The organism is Streptomyces sp. TRM68416 (assembly GCF_014596915.1).
In the GTDB taxonomy this organism is placed as follows: Bacteria; Actinomycetota; Actinomycetes; order Streptomycetales; family Streptomycetaceae; genus Streptomyces.
In genome coordinates this window covers 50,562-72,550 of sequence record NZ_JACVWU010000002.1, presented here as the reverse complement: position 1 = coordinate 72,550, position 21,989 = coordinate 50,562, and the positions used below count along the sequence as shown (strand labels likewise).

Below are 21,989 nucleotides of genomic sequence, written 5' to 3'. Positions count from 1 at the left end.
TCATCAGCCAGGACGGAATACCCCATGCGAAACGTGACACCCCGACGACCCGGCCGGCGGCGCATGCGAACCGGAGTTGAGAGACCCGGCGGCGGGCAAGGGCCGTCGTCACCGCCGCCGGGCCGATAGGGGGGAGGGGATCAGCAGGCGCCGAGGTCCTGCCACACACCCCATTCACCGGTGGTGCCGGGCTCCTCGCCCTTCGTCCACCACTTGGCCTTCCACGCGTGCCCCTGGTGGGAGACCGTGCTGCCTCCGCCGTACGCCACATCCGCGTTCCACGCCGCGTCCGTGCACGAGCCGGTCGGCGTCGGCGAAGGAGACCCACCGCCGGTCGGCGTCGGCGAAGGCGACGAGCCCCCCGGCTCCACCACCGTCGTCCCCCGCGCCAGATCCCCGGCCAGCGCGTACGTCGTTCCGCCGAACGTCACCGTCCAGTTCGACGGCGTCGACACCGGCAGGTAGTACACGAAGTCCAACTCCACCGAGGCGCCCGGCGCCAGCGTCTGCCAGCTCGGCAGCTTCAGCGAGACGCGGTGGTAGTCGCCCTTGAGCCCGCCGACATTGCTCCCCGTGTGGTCGCTGCGGATCACCGAAGTGCCGAAGCCGGACTGGTCCTTGGCGTTGCCGGGAGCGGAGGTGCCGTAGTCGAACCGGAACTCCGTACCGCCCGGCAGGGTCGCCGACGTGTTGTTGGTGATCTTCAGCTTGGGGCTGATCGGGTAGTTGGAGTCGCCGAGCGGGAACTGCCCGAAGTCGACGTCGATGTCCAGCGCCCGGCTCGGCAGCTCGACCGTCGACCGCTGCGCGCCGTACGGGGCGGCCGACTTGAACTTCTCGTACATCGCGGTCGTCAGCGTGGACCCCGGCTCGTACTGCCCCTTGGCCGCGTTCCAGCCGTAGTCACCGGCCAGCTCCCACACCATGGTGCCGCCGATGCCCTTGTCGACGACGTAGTCGGCCTTGGCCTTCACCGACTGCTCGTCCTCGGTGGACAGGAAGACCTTCTTCTCGGCGTTCCACAGCCAGGGCGCCACCAGCGTGGCGTCGTACTTGCGGGCGTAGGTGCCGGTGAGCCGCGTGTCGGCGGGGAAGCCGTACTTGGTCACGTAGTCCCCGACGACGCCCTTCTCCAGGTTCTTGGCGTGCCACATCGGGTTCGAACCCGCGGGCGACTCCTTGCCGTTGGTGTCGAGGTCGTGCCAGAGGTTGTCGATGCCACTGGCGCCGTCACCGCACTTGGTCAGACCGGACCCGGCAGGACAGTTCGTGGACGGGGCCCTGCCCCACAGCCCGTCGGTGCCGCCGGTGACGTTCTTGAACCCCCGGGTGTAGTAGGGGAGTCCGATGTTGATGCGGCCGGCCGGCATCGAACCGCGGAAGTAGTGGTACGCCCAGTCGGTGTTGAGGTAGCCGATGCCGCCGTACTGGGACGTGGAGTACACGCCCGCCGCGGCGAGTTCGGCGTCCTTGCCGTCGTCGAAGAGCGAGGCGTTCGGGCCGACGTACTCGTTCCAGGCGCCGTGCAGGTCGTACGACATGATGTTGACGTAGTCCAGGTACTTCTGGACCTGGAAGGTCTCCATGCCGCGCAGCAGATAGCCGGAGGACGGTGCCGCGACCGTCAGCAGGTAGTGCCTGCCGTCCGCCGCGCCCGCCCGGTCGAGCTTCTCGCGCAGCGTCTTCATCAGGACCGCGTACCCCTTGACCAGGCCCGCGCGGCGTCCGTTGGAGAGGGACCAGTCGAGCGGGTTGCCCGCGTCCTTCATGGTCGTCGGGTACTCGTAGTCGATGTCGACGCCGTTGAAGCCGTACTTGCGGAGGAAGGCCACGGTCGAGTCGGCGAAGGTGTCGATGCCGGCCCGGTTGACCGAGCCGTCGGCGTTGGTGGCCATCGAGTAGAAGCCGCCGGAGTCCACGCGGGTGCCGTCGTCGGCGAAGTAGCCGCCGGTCTCGGCCCAGCCGCCCACCGAGATCAGCGTCTTGACGTCCGGGTGCTGCTTCTTGAACTTGTTGAGCAGGTTGAAGTGGCCCTTGTAGGAGAACCCGGGGTCCATCTCGGCGCCGCTCACGCCCGGCCAGGTCATGCCGGTCGCCGGGTTGGTCGCGCCGTCCGTCCCGACGGAGATCTTGTTCGAGCCGTCGACGTGGGCGAAGGCGTAGTTGAGGTGGGTGACCTTGTCCCAGGGGATGTCGGAGGCCAGATAGGCGGGCGTGCCGTCCTTGCCGGTGCGCCAGCCGGTGAAGTAGCCGATCACCCGGCGCTGGTGGTCGGCGCCCATCTTCTCCCGGCCGTCGGTGTCGTAGACCGTGCAGTAGGGGACGTCGACGCCGGGTGTGGTGTACAGCCCGTCGGGGCGGCAGGACTCCTGGTCGGCGGCGTGCGAGACGGTGGCCGGCAGGCCGGCGAGCACCAGGCCGGCGACCGCGCCGACGGCGGTGAGCAGGGCGGGTCTGGCTCGGTTGCGTGACAGCAAGTCGGTTCCTCTCCACGGAAGTTGCGCAGACCTTAAGGAGGACTAGACCAATGCGTCAATAGGTATGGACCAATCAAGGAGCGGAAGTCTCCGGCCCCCGCTTGTGAGCCACCCCACAGCATTCACCCGCATGGACGCCGATCAGGCGTGGCACACTGGCCCTGTACCAGTAGCAGCGCACTCCGGGGTCGGTGAAAGTCCGAACCGGCGGTTACAGTCCGCGACCCGGTCGCCTCCAGCGGCCGGTTGACCAGGTGAAATTCCTGGACCGACGGTTAAAGTCCGGATGGGAGGCAGTGCGCGGCGGGCGGGCATTCGTGCGCGCCGCCGATATGAGCCCGTTCCGTGGTGGACGGGTCCGTCCGGCGTCGCTCCCGGTGTCGTCGCCCGTATCTTCTGTCGTCATCGACAGCCCCGGAGTCCGTGCCCGAATGAGGCAGGAGGACCCGGGAAGTGTTCACCGGAATCGTCGAAGAGCTGGGCGAGGTCACCGCCGTCGAGAACCTCGGCGACGCCTCCCGCTTCCGACTGCGCGGCCCCGTCGTCACCGAGGGCGCGAAGCACGGTGACTCCATCGCGGTCAACGGCGTCTGCCTCACCGTGGTCGAGCACGAGGGCGACGAGTTCACCGCCGACGTCATGGCCGAGACCCTGAACCGCTCCAGCCTCGGCGCCCTCGGCGTCGGCTCCCGCGTCAACCTGGAACGCCCCACCGCGGTCGGTGCGCGCCTCGGCGGCCACATCGTCCAGGGCCATGTCGACGGCACCGGTGAGGTGCTGGAGCGCAAGCCCTCCGAGAACTGGGAGATCGTGAAGGTCTCGCTCCCCGCGGACCTCGCCCGGTACGTCGTGGAGAAGGGCTCCATCACCGTCGACGGCATCAGCCTCACCGTCGTCGACGCCGGCCCCGACCACTTCACCGTCAGCCTCATCCCCACCACCCTCGCCCTGACCACGCTCGGCCACAAGCAGCCCGGCGATCCGGTCAACCTCGAAGTGGACGTCGTCGCCAAGTACGTCGAGCGGCTGCTCGCCGCGGGCCGGGGAGCGCAGGCGTGAACTGGCTCAACTCCGAGGCCTTCACCCTCTTCGGCCAGCACATCATCTGGTCGGACATGGTCGGCAACATCTTCGGCCTCGTCGCCCTCGCCCTCGGCTGGCGGCGCTCGGTGTGGACCTGGCCGGTGCAGTTCCTCGCCGGCCTCATCCTCTTCGGCGCCTTCTACGGCCATCTGACCGGCAGCGCCGGCAAGCAGGCCGTCGTCGTGGTCGTCGCGCTGTACGGCTGGTGGCAGTGGAACCGCGGCACCGGCCGGGCCACCGACGGGCACATCGCCGTACGGTTCGCCACCTGGCGCGAGCGCGGCGCGATGATCGCGGCCGGCGCCGCCGGCACCGTGGCGGTGGCCCTGCTGTTCAAGGCGTACCCGAGCCTGTCCTGGGACCCTTGGCCCGACGCCTACATCTTCGTCGGCACCATCGTCGCCATGTACGCCCAGGCCCGCGGCATGGTCGAGTTCTGGTTCGCCTGGCTCCTCGTCGACCTGGTCGGCGTCCCCCTGAACTTCGCGAACGGCTACGCCTTCTCCGGCTTCGTCTACGTCATCTACGGCGCACTCGTCCTGTGGGGCATGCGCGACTGGTGGCTGCGCTCCCGCAAGGACCCGCGGCCCGTCCTGGAAGGAGCGCCCGCATGAGCACGGCACCGGCTCTGTACAGCACCGGCAATATCGAGGACTGGTCGCTCGACCCGATCGAGCAGGCCATCGCCGACATCGCGGCCGGCCGGCCCGTCGTGGTCGTCGACGACGAGGACCGCGAGAACGAGGGCGACCTCGTCGTCGCCGCCGAGAAGGCCACCCCCGAGATCGTCGCCTTCATGATGAGCGAGTGCCGCGGCCTGATCTGCGCCCCCATGGAGGGCGAGGAACTGGAGCGGCTCGACCTCCCGCAGATGGTCGAGGACAACACCGAGTCGATGAAGACCGCGTTCACGGTCTCCGTGGACGCCTCCGCCGCCCACGGCGTGACCACCGGCATCTCGGCCGCCGACCGCGCCACCACGCTGCAACTGCTGGCGAGCGGCACCGCCCGCGCCGACGATTTCGTCCGCCCCGGCCACATCTTCCCGCTGCGCGCCAAGCCCGGCGGGGTGCTCGTCCGCAACGGCCACACCGAGGCCGCCGTCGACCTCGCCCGCCTGGCCGGCCTGCGCCCGGCCGGCGCGATCGTCGAGATCGCCGGCGAGGACGGCCGGATGCTGCGCCTGCCCGAGCTGATCCCGTTCGCCCGCAAGCACGGCCTGACGATCATCTCCATCGAGGACCTGATCGCCTACCGCCGCAGCGCCGAGCCCACCGTCCGTCGCGAGGCCGAGGTCCACCTGCCGACCTCCCACGGCACCTTCACCGCGTACGGCTATCGCTCCACCGTCGACGGCGTCGAGCACGTCGCCCTGGTGCACGGCGAGATCGGCGACGGCCAGGACGTCGTCGTCCGCGTCCACTCCGAGTGCCTCACCGGCGACGTCTTCGGCTCCCTGCGCTGCGACTGCGGCCCCCAGCTGGACACCGCCCTGGAGCGCGTCCAGGCCGAGGGCCGCGGGGTCGTCGTCTACCTGCGCGGTCACGAGGGACGCGGCATCGGCCTGCTGTCCAAGCTGCGCGCCTACGAACTCCAGGAGCGCGGCCGCGACACCCTGGACGCCAACCTGGAGCTCGGTCTGCCCGCCGACGCCCGGGACTACGCGGCCGGGGCGCAGATCCTCGACGACCTCGGGGTGCGGAGCGTCCGCCTGATGACCAACAACCCGGACAAGAGCGACGCGCTCGTCCGCCACGGCATCAAGGTCACCGACCGCGAGCCGATGCCCGTCACCGCGGGCGAGCACAACCTCCGCTACCTGCGCACCAAGCGGGACCGGATGGGTCACGACCTGCCCTGGCTGGAGACGGGCCCCGCCCCGGCCGCCTGCGGCAATCAGTAAGCAGCAAGAACACCGAGGAGAGACGTGAGCGGCAAGGGTGCACCGGAACTGTCCGTACGCAATGTGGGCGACCTGCGGGTGGCCGTCATCGCGGCGCAGTGGCACGACAAGGTGATGGACGGTCTGGTGAACGGCGCCCTGCGCGCCCTGCACGACCTCGGGATCGACGAGCCGACCCTGCTCCGGGTCCCCGGCAGCTGGGAACTCCCGGTCGTCGCCAAGGTCCTCGCCGGCCGCGGCTACGACGCGATCGTCGCCCTCGGCGTCGTCATCCGCGGCGGCACCCCCCACTTCGAGTACGTGTGCCAGGGCGTCACCCAGGGCCTCACCCAGGTCTCCGTGGACACCGGCGTCCCCGTCGGCTTCGGCCTGCTCACCTGCGACAACGAGGAGCAGGCCCTGGACCGGGCCGGACTGCCCGGCTCCAACGAGGACAAGGGGCACGAGGCGGTGACCGCGGCGGTGGCCACCGCGGCCACGCTCCGCTCAGTATCTGAACCGTGGCGCTGAGCTTTTCGCACACCGCGTAGAGTGGGCGCCACCATGTCCAATAAGACGTTCGAGGAGCTCTTCACCGAGCTCCAGCACAAGGCCGCCCACGGCGATCCCGCCACCTCCCGCACCGCAGAGCTGGTCGGGAAGGGCGTCCATGCCATCGGCAAGAAGGTCGTCGAAGAGGCCGCCGAGGTCTGGATGGCCGCCGAGTACGAGGGCAAGGAAGCGGCAGCCGAGGAGATCTCGCAGTTGCTGTACCACGTCCAGGTGATGATGGTCGCGCGCGGGATCTCCCTCGACGACGTCTACGCCCACCTCTGAGCCCCGTACACCTCCACCCGCACACCCCACGCAAAGGAAGCCGACCTCATGCTGCGCATCGCCGTCCCCAACAAGGGTTCCCTGTCAGGACCTGCGGCGGAGATGCTGCATGAGGCCGGCTACCAGCAGCGCCGGGAGTCCAAGGAACTGCGGATCGTCGACCCGGAGAACGAGGTCGAGTTCTTCTACCTCCGCCCCCGCGACATCGCGATCTACGTCTCCTCCGGCCGCCTCGACATCGGCATCACCGGCCGCGACCTGCTGATCGACTCCGGCGCCCGGGCCGAGGAGATCCTCCCGCTCGGCTTCGCCCGCTCCACCTTCCGCTTCGCCGCCAGGCCCGGCACCGCAGGCGGCGTCGAGGACCTCAAGGGCAAGACCGTCGCCACCTCCTACGAGGGCATCGTCGAGGGCCACCTCGCCGACAAGGGCGTCGACGCCTCCGTCGTCCACCTCGACGGCGCCGTCGAGACCGCCATCGAACTCGGTGTCGCCGAGGTCATCGCGGACGTCGTCGAGACCGGCACCTCCCTGCGCAACGCGGGCCTTGAGGTCTTCGGCGAGCCGATCATGAAGTCCGAGGCCGTCGTGATCCGCCGCACCGACGCGGACACCACCTCGGAGAACGAGCCCAAGGTGCAGCAGTTCCTGCGCCGCCTCCAGGGCGTCCTCGTCGCCCGCACCTACGTGATGATGGACTACGACTGCCGCGTCGAGCAGCTGGAGAAGGCCGTCGCCCTCACGCCCGGCCTGGAGTCCCCGACCGTCTCCCCGCTGCACAACGAGGGCTGGGTCGCCGTCCGGGCGATGGTCCCCGCCAAGGAGGCCCAGCGGATCATGGACGACCTGTACGACATCGGCGCGCGGGCCATCCTCACCACGGCCATCCACGCCTGCCGCCTCTGAGAGCCCTGAGATGTCCGACCTGCCTGTCCTTCCCGTCACCTTCCGGCCGGGACGCACCCGGGCCGTGCTGCTCACGGCCGGCGCCACGATCTTCGTGGTGATCACGGTGATCGCCCTGCTGCTGGAGAACCTCGGCCCGGGCGAGCGCCTCAGCTTCATCTTCACCGGGGCGCTCATGTTCGGCGTCCTGGCCCTGCTCGCCCGCGTCAAGGTCGTCGCCGACGACGCGGGCGTCACCGTGGTCAACATCGCCGGCCGGCGCCGCCTGGCCTGGGCGGAGATCCTCCGGGTGAACCTGCGCCCCGGTGACCCCTGGGTCTTCCTCGACCTCAGCGACGGCACCAGCCTGCCCGCGCTCGGCATCCAGCCGGGCATCGCCAAGGAGCGGGCCATCGCCGACGCCCGCGCACTGCGGGCACTCGTGGAAGCCCGCACCACGAGGGATCTGCCGTAGGCGGCCCCGTCTTGATTAATCTGTTGGCGGAGGCGTTTTCGTAGCGCCTCCGTCGCTGGTTTCCGACCAGGTGCCCAGCGGCCCCTGCAACCCGAGGAGTGACTCCCTCCAGCGATGGACGGATCGTCCTGTAGTACCTGCGCCGCCCCCTCCCGACATCCCGAGGCGGCGGCATGACCATCCCCCTGCTGCTCCTTGCGGCGGCGTTCCTGCTGATCCTCGCCAACGGCTTCTTCGTGGCGGCCGAGTTCGGCCTGGTGACGGTCGAGCGGCCGGATGCCGAGAAGGCCGCCGCCGAGGGCGACCGCCGCGCCCGTACGGTCGTCGAATCGCTGAAGGAGCTCTCCTTCCAGCTCTCCGGCACCCAGCTCGGCATCACCCTCACCTCCCTCGTGGTCGGCATGCTCGCCGAACCGGCGCTCGCCGAGCTGCTGCACGGCCCGATCACCGCCACCGGCGTCCCCGCGGGCGCGGTGTCCGGGATCTCCGTGGTCATCGGCATGCTGCTGGCCTCGGCCGTGCAGATGGTGATCGGCGAACTCGTGCCCAAGAACTGGGCGGTGTCCCGGCCGATGCAGGTCGCGCGGTTCGTCGCGGGCCCGCAGCACCTCTTCGCGCGCACCTTCCGACCGGTGATCGCCGGGCTGAACTCCGTGGCCAACCGTCTCGTCCGCGCGATCGGCATCGAGCCCACCGAGGAACTGGCCTCCGCCCGCACCCCCGGTGAACTCGTCTCGCTGGCCCGCCACTCCGCCCGGGCCGGCACCCTGGAGCAGGACACCGCCGACCTGTTCGTCCGGACCCTGTCGCTGGGCGAGCTGACCGCGCAGCACGTGATGACCCCGCGGGTGAAGGTCAGCGCACTGCAGTCGTCGGCGACCGCCGAGGACGTGGTCAACCTGACCCGCGCCACCGGCCTGTCCCGCTTCCCCGTGTACCGCGGGCGGATCGACGAGATCGTCGGCATGGTCCACCTCAAGGACGCCCTGGCCGTGCCGGCGGCCGAGCGCCTGCGCACCCCGGCCGGCCGGATCGCCCGGCCCGCGCTGCTGGTCCCCGAGACGCTGCCGGTCCGGCCGCTGCTCGCCCGGCTGCGCAGCGAGCAGCCCATCGCCGTCGTCGTCGACGAGTACGGCGGCACCGCCGGCGTGGTCACCCTGGAGGACATCGTCGAGGAGATCGTCGGCGAGGTCCGCGACGAGCACGACGGCCTGGACGCCCCCGAACTCGCCCCCGCCCCCGCGGAGGAGGGCCGGCCCGCCTGGGACGCCGACGGCAGCTGCCGCGTCGACACCCTCCGGCGCATGGGCCTCGACGTGCCCGAGGGACCGTACGAGACCGTCGCCGGACTCGTCGCCGACCTCCTCGGCCGCATCCCGGTCCCCGGCGACCGGGCCGAACTCCCCGGCTGGCGGCTGTCGGTGCGCCGGGTCGGCCATTATCGCGCCGAGCGGGTACGGCTCGTGCGCACGGCCCCCGTGGCGGAGGGCGTCCGATGAGCGTGCTCCAACTGCTCTTCGCCGCGCTGCTCGTGCTGGCCAACGGGTTCTTCGTCGGCGCCGAGTTCGCGCTGGTCTCCGTGCGGCGCAGCCAGATCGAGCCGCTCGGCACCAAGCGTGCCCGCCAGGTCCTCTACGGCCTGGAGCACCTGCCGCAGATGATGGCCGCCGCCCAGTTCGGCATCACGGTCTGCTCGCTGACCCTCGGCGCGGTCGCCGAGCCGACGGTGGCGCGTCTGCTGGAGCCCGTCTTCGAATGGATCCACCTGCCGCACGGCGTGATCCACCCGCTGGGCTATGTGATCGCCCTGGCGGCCGTGGTCTTCTTCCACCTCGTCATCGGCGAGATGGTCCCGAAGAACCTCGCGATGGCGGCCCCGGAGAAGGCCTCGCTGTGGCTCAGCCCCGGCCTGGTCGCCTTCGCCCGTCTGTGCCGGCCGATCACCGTCGCCCTCGGCGCCTGCGCCCAGGGCATCCTGCGGCTCTTCCGCGTCGAGCCCAAGGACGAGGTCGAGGCCGTCTTCACCAGCGAGCAGCTCAACCGGCTCGTGGAGGACTCCGGCCAGGCGGGGCTGCTCGACCCCGAGGAGCAGGAACGCCTGGAGGACGCCCTGGAGCTGGGCTCCCGCCCGGTCACGGACGTACTCCTGACGCGCGAGTCGCTGGTGACGGTCCCGCCGTCGGTCACCCCGGGGCAGATCGTCGAGCTCACCGCCCGCACCGGGTACTCCCGCTTCCCGGTCGCGGCGGAGACCGGCGCCTTCATGGGCTACCTGCACGTGAAGGACGTACTCGACCTGGAGGACTCCGACCGGGCCGTCCCGCAGCAGGTCTGGCGGCCCATGACGACCCTGCGCTCCGAACTGCCGCTGGACGACGCGCTGACCGTCATGCGCCGGGCGGCCACGCATCTGGCGCAGGTCGCGGACGCGTCCGGCAGGGTGCTGGGGCTGGTCGCCCTGGAGGACGTACTGGAGCTGCTGGTGGGCGAGGTGACCGACCCGGCGCACCGGGAGATGCCCAAGCGGCCGGAGCCCGAGCAGGTACTGGCGTCGTAGACCGGGGCGGGCGGCCGCGGGCTTTGGCGGGTCACATGGCCGACGGATCCTGCGGGCCCCGCCCCGACAGCACCTCGCCGTACGCCTGCATCAGGTCCGGCAGCCGCAGGGTCGACAGATCGTCCCGCGTCAGCGTGCCGGGATAGGTGGTCAGCCGCAGATCCCGGTAGGCACAGCTCTTCTCGTACAGCGTCCGCAGGAACCGGCCGTTGCCGAGTTCGTCGATCCAGCCCTGGTCCACCACGTGCCCGGCGATGGAGCGCAGCTCGTCCAGTGCCTCCTCGTCCCACACGTCACCGTTCTCCCCGGCCAGCACCTCGCCGATGGAGGTGAGTTCGAGCGGGCGGTACGAGGGGAAGTCGACGCGGGTCGTGAAGCGCGAGGACAGGCCCGGGTTGGCGGCCAGCAGCCGGTCCATGCCCTCCGGGTAGCCGGCCAGGATCACCACGAGGTGGTCGCGGTTGTCCTCGGCCCGCTTCAGCAGCACCTGGAGCGCCTCGTCGCCGTACGCGTCGCCCTTGCCGTAGCCGGAGTTGGACAGCGAGTACGCCTCGTCGACGAAGAGCACACCGCCCAGCGCGGAGTCGATCAGCTCATTGGCCTTCACGGCCGTCTGGCCGAGGTACTCGCCCACCAGGTCGGCCCGCTGGGCCTCCACCAGGTGGTCGCCGCCGAGCAGGCCCAGGGCGTAGAAGACCCGGCCCAGGATGCGGGCGACCGTGGTCTTGCCGGTGCCGGAGGGGCCGGAGAAGACGAAGTGGCGTTTCGGCGGCTGGACCGGCAGGCCCTGCCCGGCGCGCAGGCGGGCCATGTTCAACTGCGCGGAGAGCGCTTTGACCTGGCGTTTGACCGGTTCGAGGCCCACCATGCGTTCGAGTTCGGCGAGCGCCTCCTCGAGTAAGCCGGGGTCGGTGGGTCCGGCGAGCGGCGGCTGGGCGGGCGGCCCGGCCTTCTCGCGCACCGCGGGATCGGGCACCGGCGGCAGCGGACCGGCGGGCGGCAGGCCGGGGTCGGACAGCTTCAGGTCCCGGCCCTCCAGGCCGAACAGCGGGTCGAGACCGTCCGGGCCCTCGACCATGTCCTGGCCGAGCCCGGTGAGGGTGATCGGCGCGAGGTCGGCCGCGTCGTCGTAGCCGTCGCCCTCGGCGATCGCCGTGAGCCGGGCCGAGGTGTCCATGAAGGCCGGGTCGACGCGGTGCACGGCCCGGTACAGGGGCAGCGCGGCCGCCGACCGGCCGGTGCCCTCGTGGGACCGGGCCAGCCAGTAGCGCAGCTCCTTGCGCTGCGGCTGCTCGCTGCGGCAGCGCATCAGCGCGGCGGACAGCAGGGGTTCGGCCTGGCCGTACATCTCCAGCCGGACCCGGGCCATGCCGCCGAACAGACCGGCCTCGATACCGAGCATGGCGTCGTCGAGGAGCGGGTCGGTGTGCCGGACCAACTGCTCCCAGTCCTTGACCAGATAGGCGCGGCAGGCGTGCAGGAACCGCACCTGGGGGTCGGCGTCCACCGGCGGCAGGCCCGCGAGCGCCCGGTCGAGCTCCGGGACATGGCGGCCGTCCAGCCAGTGCGAGGCGTGCGCGAGCAGCAGGTCGCGCGGGCTCTCCAGCACCGGTTGCACCCACCAGCCCAGCCAGTACCAGGAGTTGAGGGTACGGCGGTGCCGGGAGCGCTGTTCGCCGAACCGGTCCCGGTGCCGGAACATCCGGAGCAGCGCGGTCGTCGTGTCGACGCGCAGCGCGTGCAGGCCGAGCCAGCCGTCGGCCATCCCGGGATCGATCCGCACCGCGGCGCGGAACTCCTCCTCCGCCTGCGGATAAGCGCCCATGGTGTAGGCATCCACGCCTCGCAGCCAGGCGAGGTCGGCCGGGGCCTCGGGGCCCTGCGTGCCGAAGTCCATCACGTCCCCCACAAACCGTGCCCCCGTCGGTTGGTCCACGGGCCGTCGCCCGTCGGCCGCCTTCATCGAACCGCCGTACTGCGGGCCGGAGTTGCCCGGTGTACAGAGCAGTCCGTCCTAGGTCGCACCGAGGGCATCGTACCTGCGGTGGTGTCGCCCGCCCCAGGGTGCCGCACCGGCCGTTTGGCGAGGTGGGAGCGGATGGAGGGCCGCGCGGATGGTGACCGAGGGTGAGCGAATCGCACCTCGTCGCGTCCGGAAAACGGGCCGCGGGCAGAACGAAGCCCCCGATCACGGGGGAACAACCGGGGGCTTCGCGTCTGTGGGGCGGCCTCGAACGGCCGCACATTGAGAACGTAAGACCTGTACGGCCCTTGGGTCAAGCGGAGTTGGGGCACTCCGGCAAGTTCTCACGGACCCGTCTTCACAAGTTCACCACAATGAGGATGGTCTGTCACTCTGAGTGAGAATGCGGCTCGCTTCAGCCGTACCGGCAGGCCCGGGAAGTACCTCGTACCCCTTCTCGCACTGCCGCACCAGAATCTCGGCGTAGGGCCGGGAGGGGTCCGTGGCGAAGTGGCTCCGTTCCGCCGCGACCCACCCGTCCCAGAACTCCCGTTGCTCCTCGCCGTCCCGCGACCGCCCGCGCGCCCAGGACTCGGCCGGCGGCAGGTCAATCCACAGCAGCCGGGCCAGATACGGCCGCAGCGCCCGGCGCCCGGCGCCGACCCCCTCGACGAGGACCACCGGGGCGGGCCGCAGGGGGAGGGGCGGTCCGAAGCGGCGGGTGCGCCAGTCATAGGGGGTGTAGTGGGCCGTCTCGCCCCGGGAGAGGGGTTCGATCACCTGGGTGAGCAGCCGGCCGGTCCAGTCGAACAGCTCGGTGTGGCTGGCGATGTCGTCGAGATGCAGCACCGGCGCCCCGTCGAGCGCTTCGGCCAGCCGTGCGGCGAACGTGGACTTCCCGGAGCCCGCGTGCCCGTCGATCCCGATCAGGCGCACCGGCCCGCAGGACGCGGGGAGGCGGCGGAGCCGTGCGGCGAGCTCGTGCATGGCGGGTCCCGGGGTGAGTCGTGATTGCACCGGAAGTCTAGTGACGCGGGCCGCCGGGGCATGCCAGTGGTCGAGGCCAATGTTCCCGGCGCGGCATGCGCCGAAGTGCTGGCAGGAGCCCCCGCCTGCGTCCATAGTTGGCGCACACACCGTGCACTGGACCTGCCCCGACTCGGACACACCTGGGGGTCTTTCACCCATGAGCAGATCCGAACAGCCGTCCCGCAGAACCGTTCTGGCCGTCGCGGTCGCCACAGCGGTGGCCGGTGGCGTCGGCCCCGCGGCGGCCGACACCACCGGTGCCGCGGCCGCCGGTCCCGCGACGGACGCCGCCGCGCCCGCCCGGGCCCCGGCCCGCACGATCGACAACCGGGCCTGGACGACGTACAGCGACTGGCGCTCCGGCACCGCCAAGGGCACCCGGGCCGTGGCCGGTGCCCGTCCCGGCATTGTCATCGGCGCCCCGGTGGGCACCGTCGACTACGCCGACCCGCACACCGGCACCACCGCCACCTGGGAGTACGCCACCTGGACCTCCCCGGTGCACCGGCTCGCCGTGCCGTCCACGGAGGCGATCGCCTCCTGGAACGCGCACACCCCGGCCGGCACCTGGATCCAGGTCGAGCTCAGGGGGACGTACTCGGACGGCACGCACACGCCGTGGTACGTGATGGGCCGGTGGGCCGCGGGCGACGAGGACATCAGACGGACCTCCGTCGACGACCAGAGCGACGGCCGGAGCAGTATCTGGACGGACACCTTCGCGATCGACGACACGGCGTCCGGGCTGCGCCTGTCCTCGTACCGGCTGCGGCTGACGCTCCACCGCAGGCCCGGCGCGAAGATCACCCCCACGGTGTGGCGGGTCGGCGCCATGGGCTCCGACGTGCCCGACCGCTTCACCGTCCCGGCCTCCGCCCCCGGCCTCGCCCGGGAACTGGCCGTCCCGCGGTACTCGCAGGAGATCCACATCGGCCAGTACCCCGAGTACGACAACGGCGGCGAGGCCTGGTGCAGCCCCACCTCCTCGCAGATGATCATCGAGTACTGGGGCGGCCGGCTCACGGCGGAGCAGTTGGCCTGGGTCGATCCGTCCTTCGCGGACCCGCAGGTGTGCCACGCGGCCCGGTACACCTACGACTACCAGTACGAGGGCTGCGGCAACTGGCCGTTCAACGCCGCCTACGCGGCCACGTTCAAGGACCTCCAGGGCGTGGTCACCCGGCTCCGCTCGCTGACCGACCTGGAGACACTGATCGCGGCCGGCATCCCCGCCATCACCTCCCAGTCCTTCCTCAAGGAGGAGCTCACGGGAGCGGGCTACGGCACGGCCGGGCACCTGATGACCGTGATCGGCTTCACCGCCGAGGGCGACGTGATCGCCAACGACCCGAACTCGCCGACCAACGAGGCGGTGCGACGGGTGTACCGGCGGCGGGAGTTCGAGAACATCTGGCTGCGCACCAAGCGGTACAACGCCTCCGGCCGGGTGGTCTCCGGTACCGGCGGCGTCTGCTACCTGTACTTCCCGGCGCGCCTGTCCGCGCGGCAGCGGGCGGCGCTCGCCGCGGTCGGTGTGTGCTGACGACCGCCTCCGCAACGGCCCCCGCCGCGCGCGGGGGCCGTTCGCTGTGACCAAGGTCTCGGCCGCAAAAGCCCTGGTCGGTGGCAAGGTGGACAGACCGGCCCACCCGTCCAAGACCAGCGAGATGCCCATGACCGCGAACTCAGCCACCGCCGCCCGCGTCCGTACCGGCGGCCCCGAGGACAACGGCCCGAAGATCCTGGAACACGCGATGGGCTGGGTCCTCGTCGTGGTCGTCGCGATGCTCGTGACCCAACTGGGCCTGCTCTGACCGCATCCGCTCCACCGTGACGTGACCCCGCATTTGACCTGTCATACTGCGGATGTCCCGCCGCCCGTTGGAGACCAGGGTCGAAATTGAACATCAGCCAGCAGCACGATGCCGTCGCCCGTCCCCGGGCGCGCGGCACCGAGCGGTCGGCGGCGCGCCGCGCCGAACTCATCGCCATCGGGCGGAGGTTGTTCGCCGACACCTCCTACGACGCCCTCTCGATGGACGACATCGCCCGCCAGGCGCATGTCGCCAAAGGGCTGATCTACTACTACTTCCAGTCGAAGCGCGGCTACTACCTGGCGATCATCCAGGACTCCGTCGCCGATCTGGTGACCTACGCGGCGAGCGGCGTCGACATGCCCCAGGTGGACCGGGTCCACCGCACCATCGACAGCTATCTGCGCTACGCCGAGCACAACCAGGCCGCCTACCGCACGATCGTCAGCGGCGGCGTCGGCTTCGACGCCGAGGTGCACGCCATCCGTGACGGCGTCCGCGAGGCGATCGTCGCGACCATCGCCGAGGGCGCCTACGGCCGCCTGGCCATCTCCCCGCTCGCCCGGATGGGCCTGGTGGCCTGGGTGTGCAGCGTGGAGGGCGCCGCCCTGGACTGGATCGACCGACCCGCGCTCTCCCGCGACACCATGCGCGAGCTGCTGGTGAAGACCCTCGGCGGCACCCTGCGCGCCATCGAGGAGCTGGACCCCGCCCACCCGGCCCCGCCGCCCGCCCGCCGGGGCGCATGACAAAGGGGCGGGAGCTCGTGGTCCCCCGCCCCCAAGTCCCCCCGTACGGGGGCTAGTTGATGGCTCTGATTAGCTCGCCGTTCGCGGTGTCGCCGCTCAGCTCCCAGAAGAAGGTCCCGCCCAGACCCTGCTGGTTCTTGTACGTCATCTTCGTCGCGATGGTCGCCGGGGTGTCGTAACTCCACCAGTTGGAACCGCACTTGGCGTACGCGGTGCCGCCCACGGTGCCGGTCGCCGGGCACTTGGCCTTGAGCACCTTGTAGTCCTCGATGCCCTGCTCGTAGGTGCCGGCGGCGGGGCCGGTCGCCGTACCGCCGGGCGCCGACTGCGTGACTCCGGTCCAGCCGCGGCCGTAGAAGCCGATGCCGAGCAGCAGCTTGGCGGGCGGGATGCCGAGGCCCTTGAGCTTGGCGATGGTCGCCGAGCTGTGCATGCCGGCCTTCGGGATGCCCGGGTAGGAGGCGAGCGGCGAGTGGGGCGCCGTCGGCCCGGTGGCGTCCCAGGCGCCGAAGTAGTCGTAGGTCATCGGGTTGTACCAGTCGACGTACCGGGCGGCGCCCGCGTAGTCCGCCGCGTCGATCTTGCCGCCCGCGGTGGCGTCGGCCGTGATCGCCGCGGTGACCAGGTTGCCGGTGCCGAACGTGGTGCGCAGGGCCTGCATCAGGTTCCGGAAGGCCGCCCGCCCGCTGGTGTCGCAGGTCGCGCCGCAGGCGTTGGGGTACTCCCAGTCGATGTCGATGCCGTCGAAGACGTCCGCCCACCTGGAGTTCTCGACCAGGTCGTAGCAGGACCGGGCGAACGCGGCCGGGTTGCGCGCCGCCTCGCCGAACCCGCCGGACCAGGTCCAGCCGCCGAAGGACCACAGGACCTTGAGGTGCGGGTGCTTCCTCTTCAGCTCGCGCAACTGGTTGAAGGTGCCGCGCAGTGGCTGGTCCCAGGTGTCGGCGACGCCGTCGACCGACTCGGCCGCGGTGTAGGTCCGTTCGGTGGCGGCGTAGTTGTCGCCCATCGTGCACTTGCCGCCGGTGACGTTGCCGAAGGCGTAGTTGATGTGGGTGAGCCTGGCCGCGGAGCCGGACGTGTCGATGTTCTTGACGTAGTACTTGCGGTCGTAGGTGCCCCATTCGGTGAAGTAGCCGATCACCTTGGAGCCGGCGGCCGCTTCCGCGGCGGGGGCCTTGGCCTCGGCGGTGGCCGTGCCCGCGCCGGCCAGCAGACCGGCGCCGAGGACGACCGCGCACGCTGCGGAGACCAGGGTCCGCAGCCGGGCACGGGGGCGGTGCGAGATGTGCATCGGGTGTCTCCTCGTGGGGGAGAGGGGGACGTGCGCCGATTGGCATGAACGCGGTAAGGCGTTGGTCCGCAGCGTAGGAGGACTAGACCATGGCGGTCAATGGTTCGGACCAATTGTCGAGGGCTCCTCGTCCGCCCGTGCACTATTCTTGGAGTAAGCGGTCGTTAACTGGTGACGGGATGCCTGCGATCGGGCATACTCACAGCGCGCAGCCGCTGGTCAGCCGCTTCCGAGACCCGGGAGAGCGAGCATCGGCCTACATCAGCAAGACCCGGCGGAGCCGCCCCACCCAAGGCGCACGCCCGCCGACGTGCCCGACAGGGAGGAGAGCGTCGCCATGCCCGACCGCGCCCCGCAGCCGGTGGACCGGCAACTGCCCACGGACGAGGCCCGGGATCTGATCTCGCTCGTCCGCGACATCGCCCAGCGTGAGATCGCACCGAAGGCGGCCGAGGAGGAGGACGCCGGACGCTTCCCGCGCGAGGTCTTCACCCTGCTCTCCGAGTCCGGCCTGCTCGGCCTGCCCTACGACGCCGAGCACGGCGGCGGCGACCAGCCGTACGAGGTCTACCTCCAGGTCCTCGAAGAGCTCGCCATAGCCCGCCTCACCGTCGGCCTCGGCGTCAGCGTGCACACGCTCGCCTCCTACGCGCTCGCCGCCTACGGCACCAAGGAGCAGCAGGTCGAGCACCTGCCCGCGATGCTGGGCGGGGGTCTGCTGGGCGCCTACTGCCTGTCCGAGCCGTCCTCCGGCTCGGACGCCGCCTCCCTGCGCACCAAGGCCGTGCGGGACGGCGACCACTGGGTCATCACCGGCACCAAGGCCTGGATCACCCACGGCGGCATCGCCGACTTCTACACGGTCATGGCCCGCACCGGCGAGGAGGGTCCCCGCGGGATCACCGCCTTCCTGGTGCCCGGCGACGCGGAGGGACTGAGCGGCGCGGTGCCCGAGAAGAAGATGGGCATGAAGGGCTCGCCGACCGCGCAGGTCCACTTCGACGGCGTCCGCGTCCCGGACGACCGGCGCCTCGGCGAGGAGGGGCAGGGCTTCGCCATCGCCCTGTCCGCGCTGGACTCCGGACGGCTCGGCATCGCGGCCTGTGCCATCGGCGTGGCCCAGGCGGCGCTGGACGAGGCCGTGGCGTACGCCGCCGGGCGGCGGCAGTTCGGGCGGCCGATCTCCGACTTCCAGGGACTGCGCTTCATGCTCGCCGACATGGCGACCCAGATCGAGGCGGGCCGCGCGCTGTACCTGGCCGCGGCGCGGCTCAGGGACGCGGGGCGGCCGTTCGCCAAGCAGGCGGCCATGGCCAAACTGCACTGCACCGACACGGCGATGAAGGTGACCACCGACGCCGTGCAGATCCTCGGCGGCTACGGCTACACCGCCGACTTCCCGGCCGAGCGCTACATGCGCGAGGCCAAGGTGCTCCAGATCGTCGAGGGCACCAACCAGATCCAGCGCATGGTCATCGCCCGTCACCTCGCGGGTCCCGAGGGGCGCTGAACTGCCCCGGCCGGACCGTCGGCGCCGCCAGCCGGCCCCACTCCGGATCGTGGCGGCCCGGCAGCGTCCGGCCGCGGTCGGCCCAAGTGCGCATCAGATCACGGTAGATGGGCGGATCCTGGGACGGCGGAGGCGTTAGCGGAACCGATTCTGCGGGTGGGGGGACGAATACGTGGCGCTGACGCCCGGTTGTTGAATATGTGGGGGTCATACCAGGGCAACGCAGCGGTGACCGGACAGGTCACCGCTGCACTCAATCGCCCGTGAGTTCGGCACCGCCCACCGGCCTCCGCTACCTACCGGCCCGCTACCCAGCCAGCCCCCACTGCCTGCTGGCCCTAGCTACCTAGCGGCCCCCACTGCCCACCGGGCCTTGCTGCTCTTCCGGACGCACCGAACCCGCACCACGGCGTCCTGCGAGCCGCGGTACGGGATTTCGGCTGCGAAGGTGAGCGGAGTCGCTCAGGCGGCGTGGCGCCGCATCGCCGGCACCCGCATCGGGCGCGAGCCCGGGCCGCCGACGTGGGAGAAGGGCTGCGTCCGCCAGTCCAGGCTCTGAGGGAGTGTCAACAGCAGGGCGGTGTCCTGCTCTTGAGGCTGGGCCGACTCGTCCGCGGAACGGGCGTCGGCGGCGCGGCGGCCGGTGCCGGCGCACACCGTGAGGCCGAACGGGTTCCACGGCGAAACGCACCGCGCGTGCTCCGGCAGGACCTCCTCGTCCGCCAGCAGGGCGATGGGCTGAGCGCAGTCCGGGCAGATCACCCGGTACATCTCGAAGGTGTCGTACGCGTCGAACTCCTCGTCGGCGAGGTCGGGTTCGACGCCCTCCGGCTCGGGCTCGACGACAAGCTGCGGGCGCTTGGGTGCGGTACGACCAGGGCGCTTAAGACTCTGCATGGGACTCTCCCCCTCGGGCTGGGCCGTTCAGGCGCTGCGGCCTCGACCACAGCAAGCACTTCCCGCCCCGTCTCGGCGGTAATCACGAGAACATCACGGAGGTTGTTCGGTGACTGTGGCGTTCGTCACATGCCGACCGCAGGTGCCCGGCGCGGCCGGTTTGTCCCCCAGGCGGCTCACCGACTCCGTGCGCCCACATCACAAACAGGGCATGACCTGGTCCGCTCAGGTATCCGAGGAGATCAGGCGCACTGTAAGTTCTGCGCCATGGAGGAGCTGGACCGACAGATCGTGCAGCTGCTCGTCAAGGACGGGCGGATGAGCTACACCGACCTGGGCAAGGCCACGGGCCTGTCCACGTCCGCCGTGCACCAGCGGGTGCGACGGCTGGAACAGCGTGGCGTCATCCGCGGCTACGCCGCTGTGGTCGACCCCGAGGCCGTGGGGCTGCCCATGACGGCCTTCATCTCGGTGAAGCCGTTCGACCCCAGCGCGCCCGACGACATCGCCGAGCGCCTCGCGGGCGTGCCCGAGATCGAGGCCTGCCACAGCGTCGCGGGCGACGAGAACTACATCCTCAAGGTGCGTGTGGCCACCCCGCACGAACTGGAGGAGCTGCTGGCACGGCTGCGCTCGCTCGCCGGGGTCTCCACCCGGACGACGGTGGTCCTCTCCACCCCGTACGAGGCACGGCCGCCCCGCATCTGACCCCACCTGCGTGCGGGCCGGGCGGGGCGAGGCGGGAGACTGTTCCCCATGAGTGAGCGCACCGCCGAGTCCGAGCCGAAGACCGTCCTGCTCCGCCGCGGAGAAGTCCACAGCCCCGCCGACCCGTTCGCCACGGCGATGGTCGTCGAACGAGGCCAGGTCGCCTGGGTCGGCTCGGAGGGCGCCGCCGACGCCTTCGCCGACGGTGTGGACGAGGTCGTGGACCTGGACGGCGCCCTCGTCACCCCGGCCTTCACCGACGCCCATGTGCACACCACCGCCACGGGCCTCGCCCTGACCGGCCTGGACCTGTCCACCGCCCCCTCCCTGGAGGCGGCCCTGGCCCTCGTACGGGACTTCGCCGCCAACCGCCCCCACGACCGCGTCCTGCTGGGCCACGGCTGGGACTCCGCCCGCTGGCCCGGCGGCCGCCCCCCGACCCGCGCGGAACTCGACGAGGCCACCGGCGGGCGCCCGCTCTACCTGTCGCGCATCGACGTCCACTCGGCGGTCGTCACCACGGCCCTGCTCGACCTCGCCTCCCTGGGGCGGGTGGACGGCCCGCTCACCGCCGACGCCCACCACACCGTCCGGTCCGCTGCGCTCGGCGCGGTCACGCCCGGGCAGCGTGCCGAGGCCCAGCGCGCCGCTCTCGCCCACGCCGCCTCCCTCGGCATCGGCACCCTCCACGAGTGCGCCGGCCCGGACATCTCCTCCGAGGACGACCTCACCGGCCTGCTGCGGCTCGCCGCCGAGGAGCCCGGCCCGCGCGTGGTCGGCTACTGGGCCGAGCAGGACGTCCACAAGGCCCGGGAACTCGGCGCGGCGGGCGCGGCGGGCGACCTGTTCGTCGACGGCTCCCTCGGCTCGCACACCGCCTGCCTGCACCACCCCTACGCCGACGCCGACCACACCGGCATCGCCTACCTCGACGTCGACGCGGTGGCCGCCCATGTCGTCGCCTGCACCGAGGCGGGCCTCCAGGCCGGCTTCCACGCGATCGGGGACGCCGCCGTCACCGCCGTCGTCGAGGGTGTGCGGGCCGCCGCCGAGAAGCTCGGCCTCGCCCGCGTCCGCGCCGCCCGCCACCGCGTCGAGCACGCCGAGATGCTGACCCCCGAGACGATCGCCGCCTTCGCCGAGTTCGGCCTGACCGCCTCCGTCCAGCCGGCCTTCGACGCGCTGTGGGGCGGCGAGGACGGCATGTACGCCCGACGCCTTGGCGGCGACCGGGCCCGCGCGCTGAACCCCTTCGCGGCCCTGCTGAAGGCCGGTGTGCCCCTCGCCTTCGGCTCCGACAGCCCCGTCACGCCCCTGGACCCCTGGGGCACGGTTCGCGCCGCCGCCTTCCACCGCACACCCGAGCACCGCGTCTCCGTCCGGGCCGCGTTCACCGCACACACGCGCGGCGGCTGGCGGGCGGTCGGCCGGGACGACGCCGGCGTCCTGGTCCCCGGCGCCCCCGCCGACTACGCCGTGTGGCGCACCGGCGAACTCGTCGTCCAGGCGCCGGACGACCGGGTCGCGCGCTGGTCGACCGACCCCCGCTCCGGCACCCCCGGCCTGCCCGATCTGACGCCGGGCCGTGACCTGCCCGTCTGCCTGCGCACGGTGGTCGGCGGACGGACGGTGTTCGTACGGCCGGGCGAGTGATCTGCCGCGCGGCCGTGCGGCCGATCGTGCGTCACGGCTGCCTGGCGCGACCTGCCCGTCCTCCGCGCTGACCAGGCAGTTGAGGAAAGATCCGCAGGTCAAGCGGCTGTTGACAGCCGACGGCAGAGGGCGGGTAGGTTCGGCCGAGTCCACCACCGGACGCCCGACCGGGGAAC

General features: G+C 71.4%; 20 protein-coding genes and 1 riboswitch. Of the genes, 15 read left to right on the top strand and 5 right to left on the bottom strand.

What is annotated here, in order from left to right; genetic code table 11:
• Positions 1 to 140: 140 nt before the first annotated feature.
• Positions 141 to 2,477, bottom strand: a complete 2,337-nt coding sequence (locus tag ICC28_RS03500; RefSeq protein ID WP_188286888.1) for a chitinase C-terminal domain-containing protein — start codon at positions 2,475 to 2,477, stop codon at positions 141 to 143.
• A 173-nt stretch (positions 2,478 to 2,650) separates the two neighbouring features.
• A riboswitch (FMN riboswitch) is annotated at positions 2,651 to 2,781 on the top strand.
• 149 nt (positions 2,782 to 2,930) lie between these two features.
• Between ICC28_RS03500 and ICC28_RS03495 the strand changes: the two genes are divergently transcribed.
• From ICC28_RS03495 to ICC28_RS03455, 9 genes are all read left to right on the top strand, one after another.
• Positions 2,931 to 3,536: a riboflavin synthase gene (locus ICC28_RS03495; RefSeq protein ID WP_188286887.1), complete on the top strand. Its 606-nt coding sequence runs from the start codon at positions 2,931 to 2,933 to the stop codon at positions 3,534 to 3,536.
• Positions 3,533 to 4,174: a nicotinamide riboside transporter PnuC gene (locus ICC28_RS03490; protein ID WP_188286886.1), complete on the top strand. Its 642-nt coding sequence runs from the start codon at positions 3,533 to 3,535 to the stop codon at positions 4,172 to 4,174. Before ICC28_RS03495 ends, ICC28_RS03490 begins: the two co-directional genes overlap by 4 nt.
• Positions 4,171 to 5,463, top strand: coding sequence for a bifunctional 3,4-dihydroxy-2-butanone-4-phosphate synthase/GTP cyclohydrolase II (locus tag ICC28_RS03485; protein WP_188286885.1), 1,293 nt, complete (start codon positions 4,171 to 4,173; stop codon positions 5,461 to 5,463). Before ICC28_RS03490 ends, ICC28_RS03485 begins: the two co-directional genes overlap by 4 nt.
• 24 nt (positions 5,464 to 5,487) lie before the next feature.
• Positions 5,488 to 5,973: a 6,7-dimethyl-8-ribityllumazine synthase gene (gene ribH, locus ICC28_RS03480; RefSeq protein ID WP_188286884.1), complete on the top strand. Its 486-nt coding sequence runs from the start codon at positions 5,488 to 5,490 to the stop codon at positions 5,971 to 5,973.
• A 33-nt stretch (positions 5,974 to 6,006) separates the two neighbouring features.
• Positions 6,007 to 6,279: a phosphoribosyl-ATP diphosphatase gene (locus tag ICC28_RS03475; protein ID WP_030946750.1), complete on the top strand. Its 273-nt coding sequence runs from the start codon at positions 6,007 to 6,009 to the stop codon at positions 6,277 to 6,279.
• A 48-nt stretch (positions 6,280 to 6,327) separates the two neighbouring features.
• Positions 6,328 to 7,185 (top strand): ATP phosphoribosyltransferase, encoded by an 858-nt coding sequence (gene hisG, locus ICC28_RS03470; RefSeq protein WP_188286883.1) that lies wholly within the window; start codon positions 6,328 to 6,330, stop codon positions 7,183 to 7,185.
• A gap of 10 nt (positions 7,186 to 7,195) precedes the next feature.
• The gene (locus tag ICC28_RS03465; RefSeq protein WP_188286882.1) at positions 7,196 to 7,639 is read left to right on the top strand and encodes a PH domain-containing protein; all 444 of its coding nucleotides are present in this window, start codon (positions 7,196 to 7,198) and stop codon (positions 7,637 to 7,639) included.
• A 173-nt stretch (positions 7,640 to 7,812) separates the two neighbouring features.
• Positions 7,813 to 9,138, top strand: a complete 1,326-nt coding sequence (locus ICC28_RS03460; protein WP_188286881.1) for a hemolysin family protein — start codon at positions 7,813 to 7,815, stop codon at positions 9,136 to 9,138.
• Positions 9,135 to 10,196, top strand: a complete 1,062-nt coding sequence (locus ICC28_RS03455) for a hemolysin family protein (RefSeq protein ID WP_188286880.1) — start codon at positions 9,135 to 9,137, stop codon at positions 10,194 to 10,196. The genes ICC28_RS03460 and ICC28_RS03455 overlap by 4 nt, the downstream gene beginning before the upstream one ends.
• 31 nt (positions 10,197 to 10,227) lie before the next feature.
• Here ICC28_RS03455 and ICC28_RS03450 read toward each other — a convergent pair whose 3' ends face one another.
• Both ICC28_RS03450 and ICC28_RS03445 read right to left on the bottom strand, forming a co-directional pair.
• The gene (locus tag ICC28_RS03450; protein WP_188286879.1) at positions 10,228 to 12,093 is read right to left on the bottom strand and encodes an AAA family ATPase; all 1,866 of its coding nucleotides are present in this window, start codon (positions 12,091 to 12,093) and stop codon (positions 10,228 to 10,230) included.
• 432 nt (positions 12,094 to 12,525) lie between these two features.
• Complete coding sequence (locus ICC28_RS03445) at positions 12,526 to 13,146, bottom strand: uridine kinase (protein WP_188286878.1); 621 nt, start codon at positions 13,144 to 13,146, stop codon at positions 12,526 to 12,528.
• 199 nt (positions 13,147 to 13,345) lie between these two features.
• Between ICC28_RS03445 and ICC28_RS03440 the strand changes: the two genes are divergently transcribed.
• From ICC28_RS03440 to ICC28_RS03430, 3 genes are all read left to right on the top strand, one after another.
• Positions 13,346 to 14,731 (top strand): peptidase C39 family protein, encoded by a 1,386-nt coding sequence (locus ICC28_RS03440; protein ID WP_188286877.1) that lies wholly within the window; start codon positions 13,346 to 13,348, stop codon positions 14,729 to 14,731.
• A 130-nt stretch (positions 14,732 to 14,861) separates the two neighbouring features.
• Positions 14,862 to 15,002 (top strand): SCO1431 family membrane protein, encoded by a 141-nt coding sequence (locus tag ICC28_RS03435; RefSeq protein WP_317453952.1) that lies wholly within the window; start codon positions 14,862 to 14,864, stop codon positions 15,000 to 15,002.
• Positions 15,003 to 15,088: 86 nt separating this feature from the next.
• On the top strand, positions 15,089 to 15,751 hold the full coding sequence (locus ICC28_RS03430) for a TetR/AcrR family transcriptional regulator (RefSeq protein WP_188286876.1): 663 nt from the start codon (positions 15,089 to 15,091) through the stop codon (positions 15,749 to 15,751).
• 52 nt (positions 15,752 to 15,803) lie between these two features.
• On the opposite strand, the gene ICC28_RS03425 is transcribed toward ICC28_RS03430, so the two are convergent.
• Positions 15,804 to 17,045 carry a glycoside hydrolase family 18 protein gene (locus ICC28_RS03425; protein WP_188286875.1) on the bottom strand — a complete coding sequence of 414 codons (1,242 nt, stop codon included), beginning with the start codon at positions 17,043 to 17,045 and terminating at the stop codon, positions 15,804 to 15,806.
• A gap of 337 nt (positions 17,046 to 17,382) precedes the next feature.
• On the opposite strand from ICC28_RS03425, the gene ICC28_RS03420 reads away from it, so the two are divergent.
• The gene (locus ICC28_RS03420; protein WP_188286874.1) at positions 17,383 to 18,555 is read left to right on the top strand and encodes an acyl-CoA dehydrogenase family protein; all 1,173 of its coding nucleotides are present in this window, start codon (positions 17,383 to 17,385) and stop codon (positions 18,553 to 18,555) included.
• 462 nt (positions 18,556 to 19,017) lie between these two features.
• Here the strand turns inward: ICC28_RS03420 and ICC28_RS03415 are convergent, their stop codons facing one another.
• The gene (locus ICC28_RS03415) at positions 19,018 to 19,452 is read right to left on the bottom strand and encodes a hypothetical protein (RefSeq protein ID WP_188286873.1); all 435 of its coding nucleotides are present in this window, start codon (positions 19,450 to 19,452) and stop codon (positions 19,018 to 19,020) included.
• Positions 19,453 to 19,719: 267 nt separating this feature from the next.
• Here ICC28_RS03415 and ICC28_RS03410 point away from each other — a divergent pair, with 267 nt between their 5' ends.
• Both ICC28_RS03410 and ICC28_RS03405 read left to right on the top strand, forming a co-directional pair.
• The gene (locus ICC28_RS03410; protein ID WP_030677853.1) at positions 19,720 to 20,160 is read left to right on the top strand and encodes an Lrp/AsnC family transcriptional regulator; all 441 of its coding nucleotides are present in this window, start codon (positions 19,720 to 19,722) and stop codon (positions 20,158 to 20,160) included.
• Between the two features lie 48 nt (positions 20,161 to 20,208).
• Positions 20,209 to 21,813 carry an amidohydrolase gene (locus ICC28_RS03405; RefSeq protein WP_188286872.1) on the top strand — a complete coding sequence of 535 codons (1,605 nt, stop codon included), beginning with the start codon at positions 20,209 to 20,211 and terminating at the stop codon, positions 21,811 to 21,813.
• Positions 21,814 to 21,989: the final 176 nt, after the last annotated feature.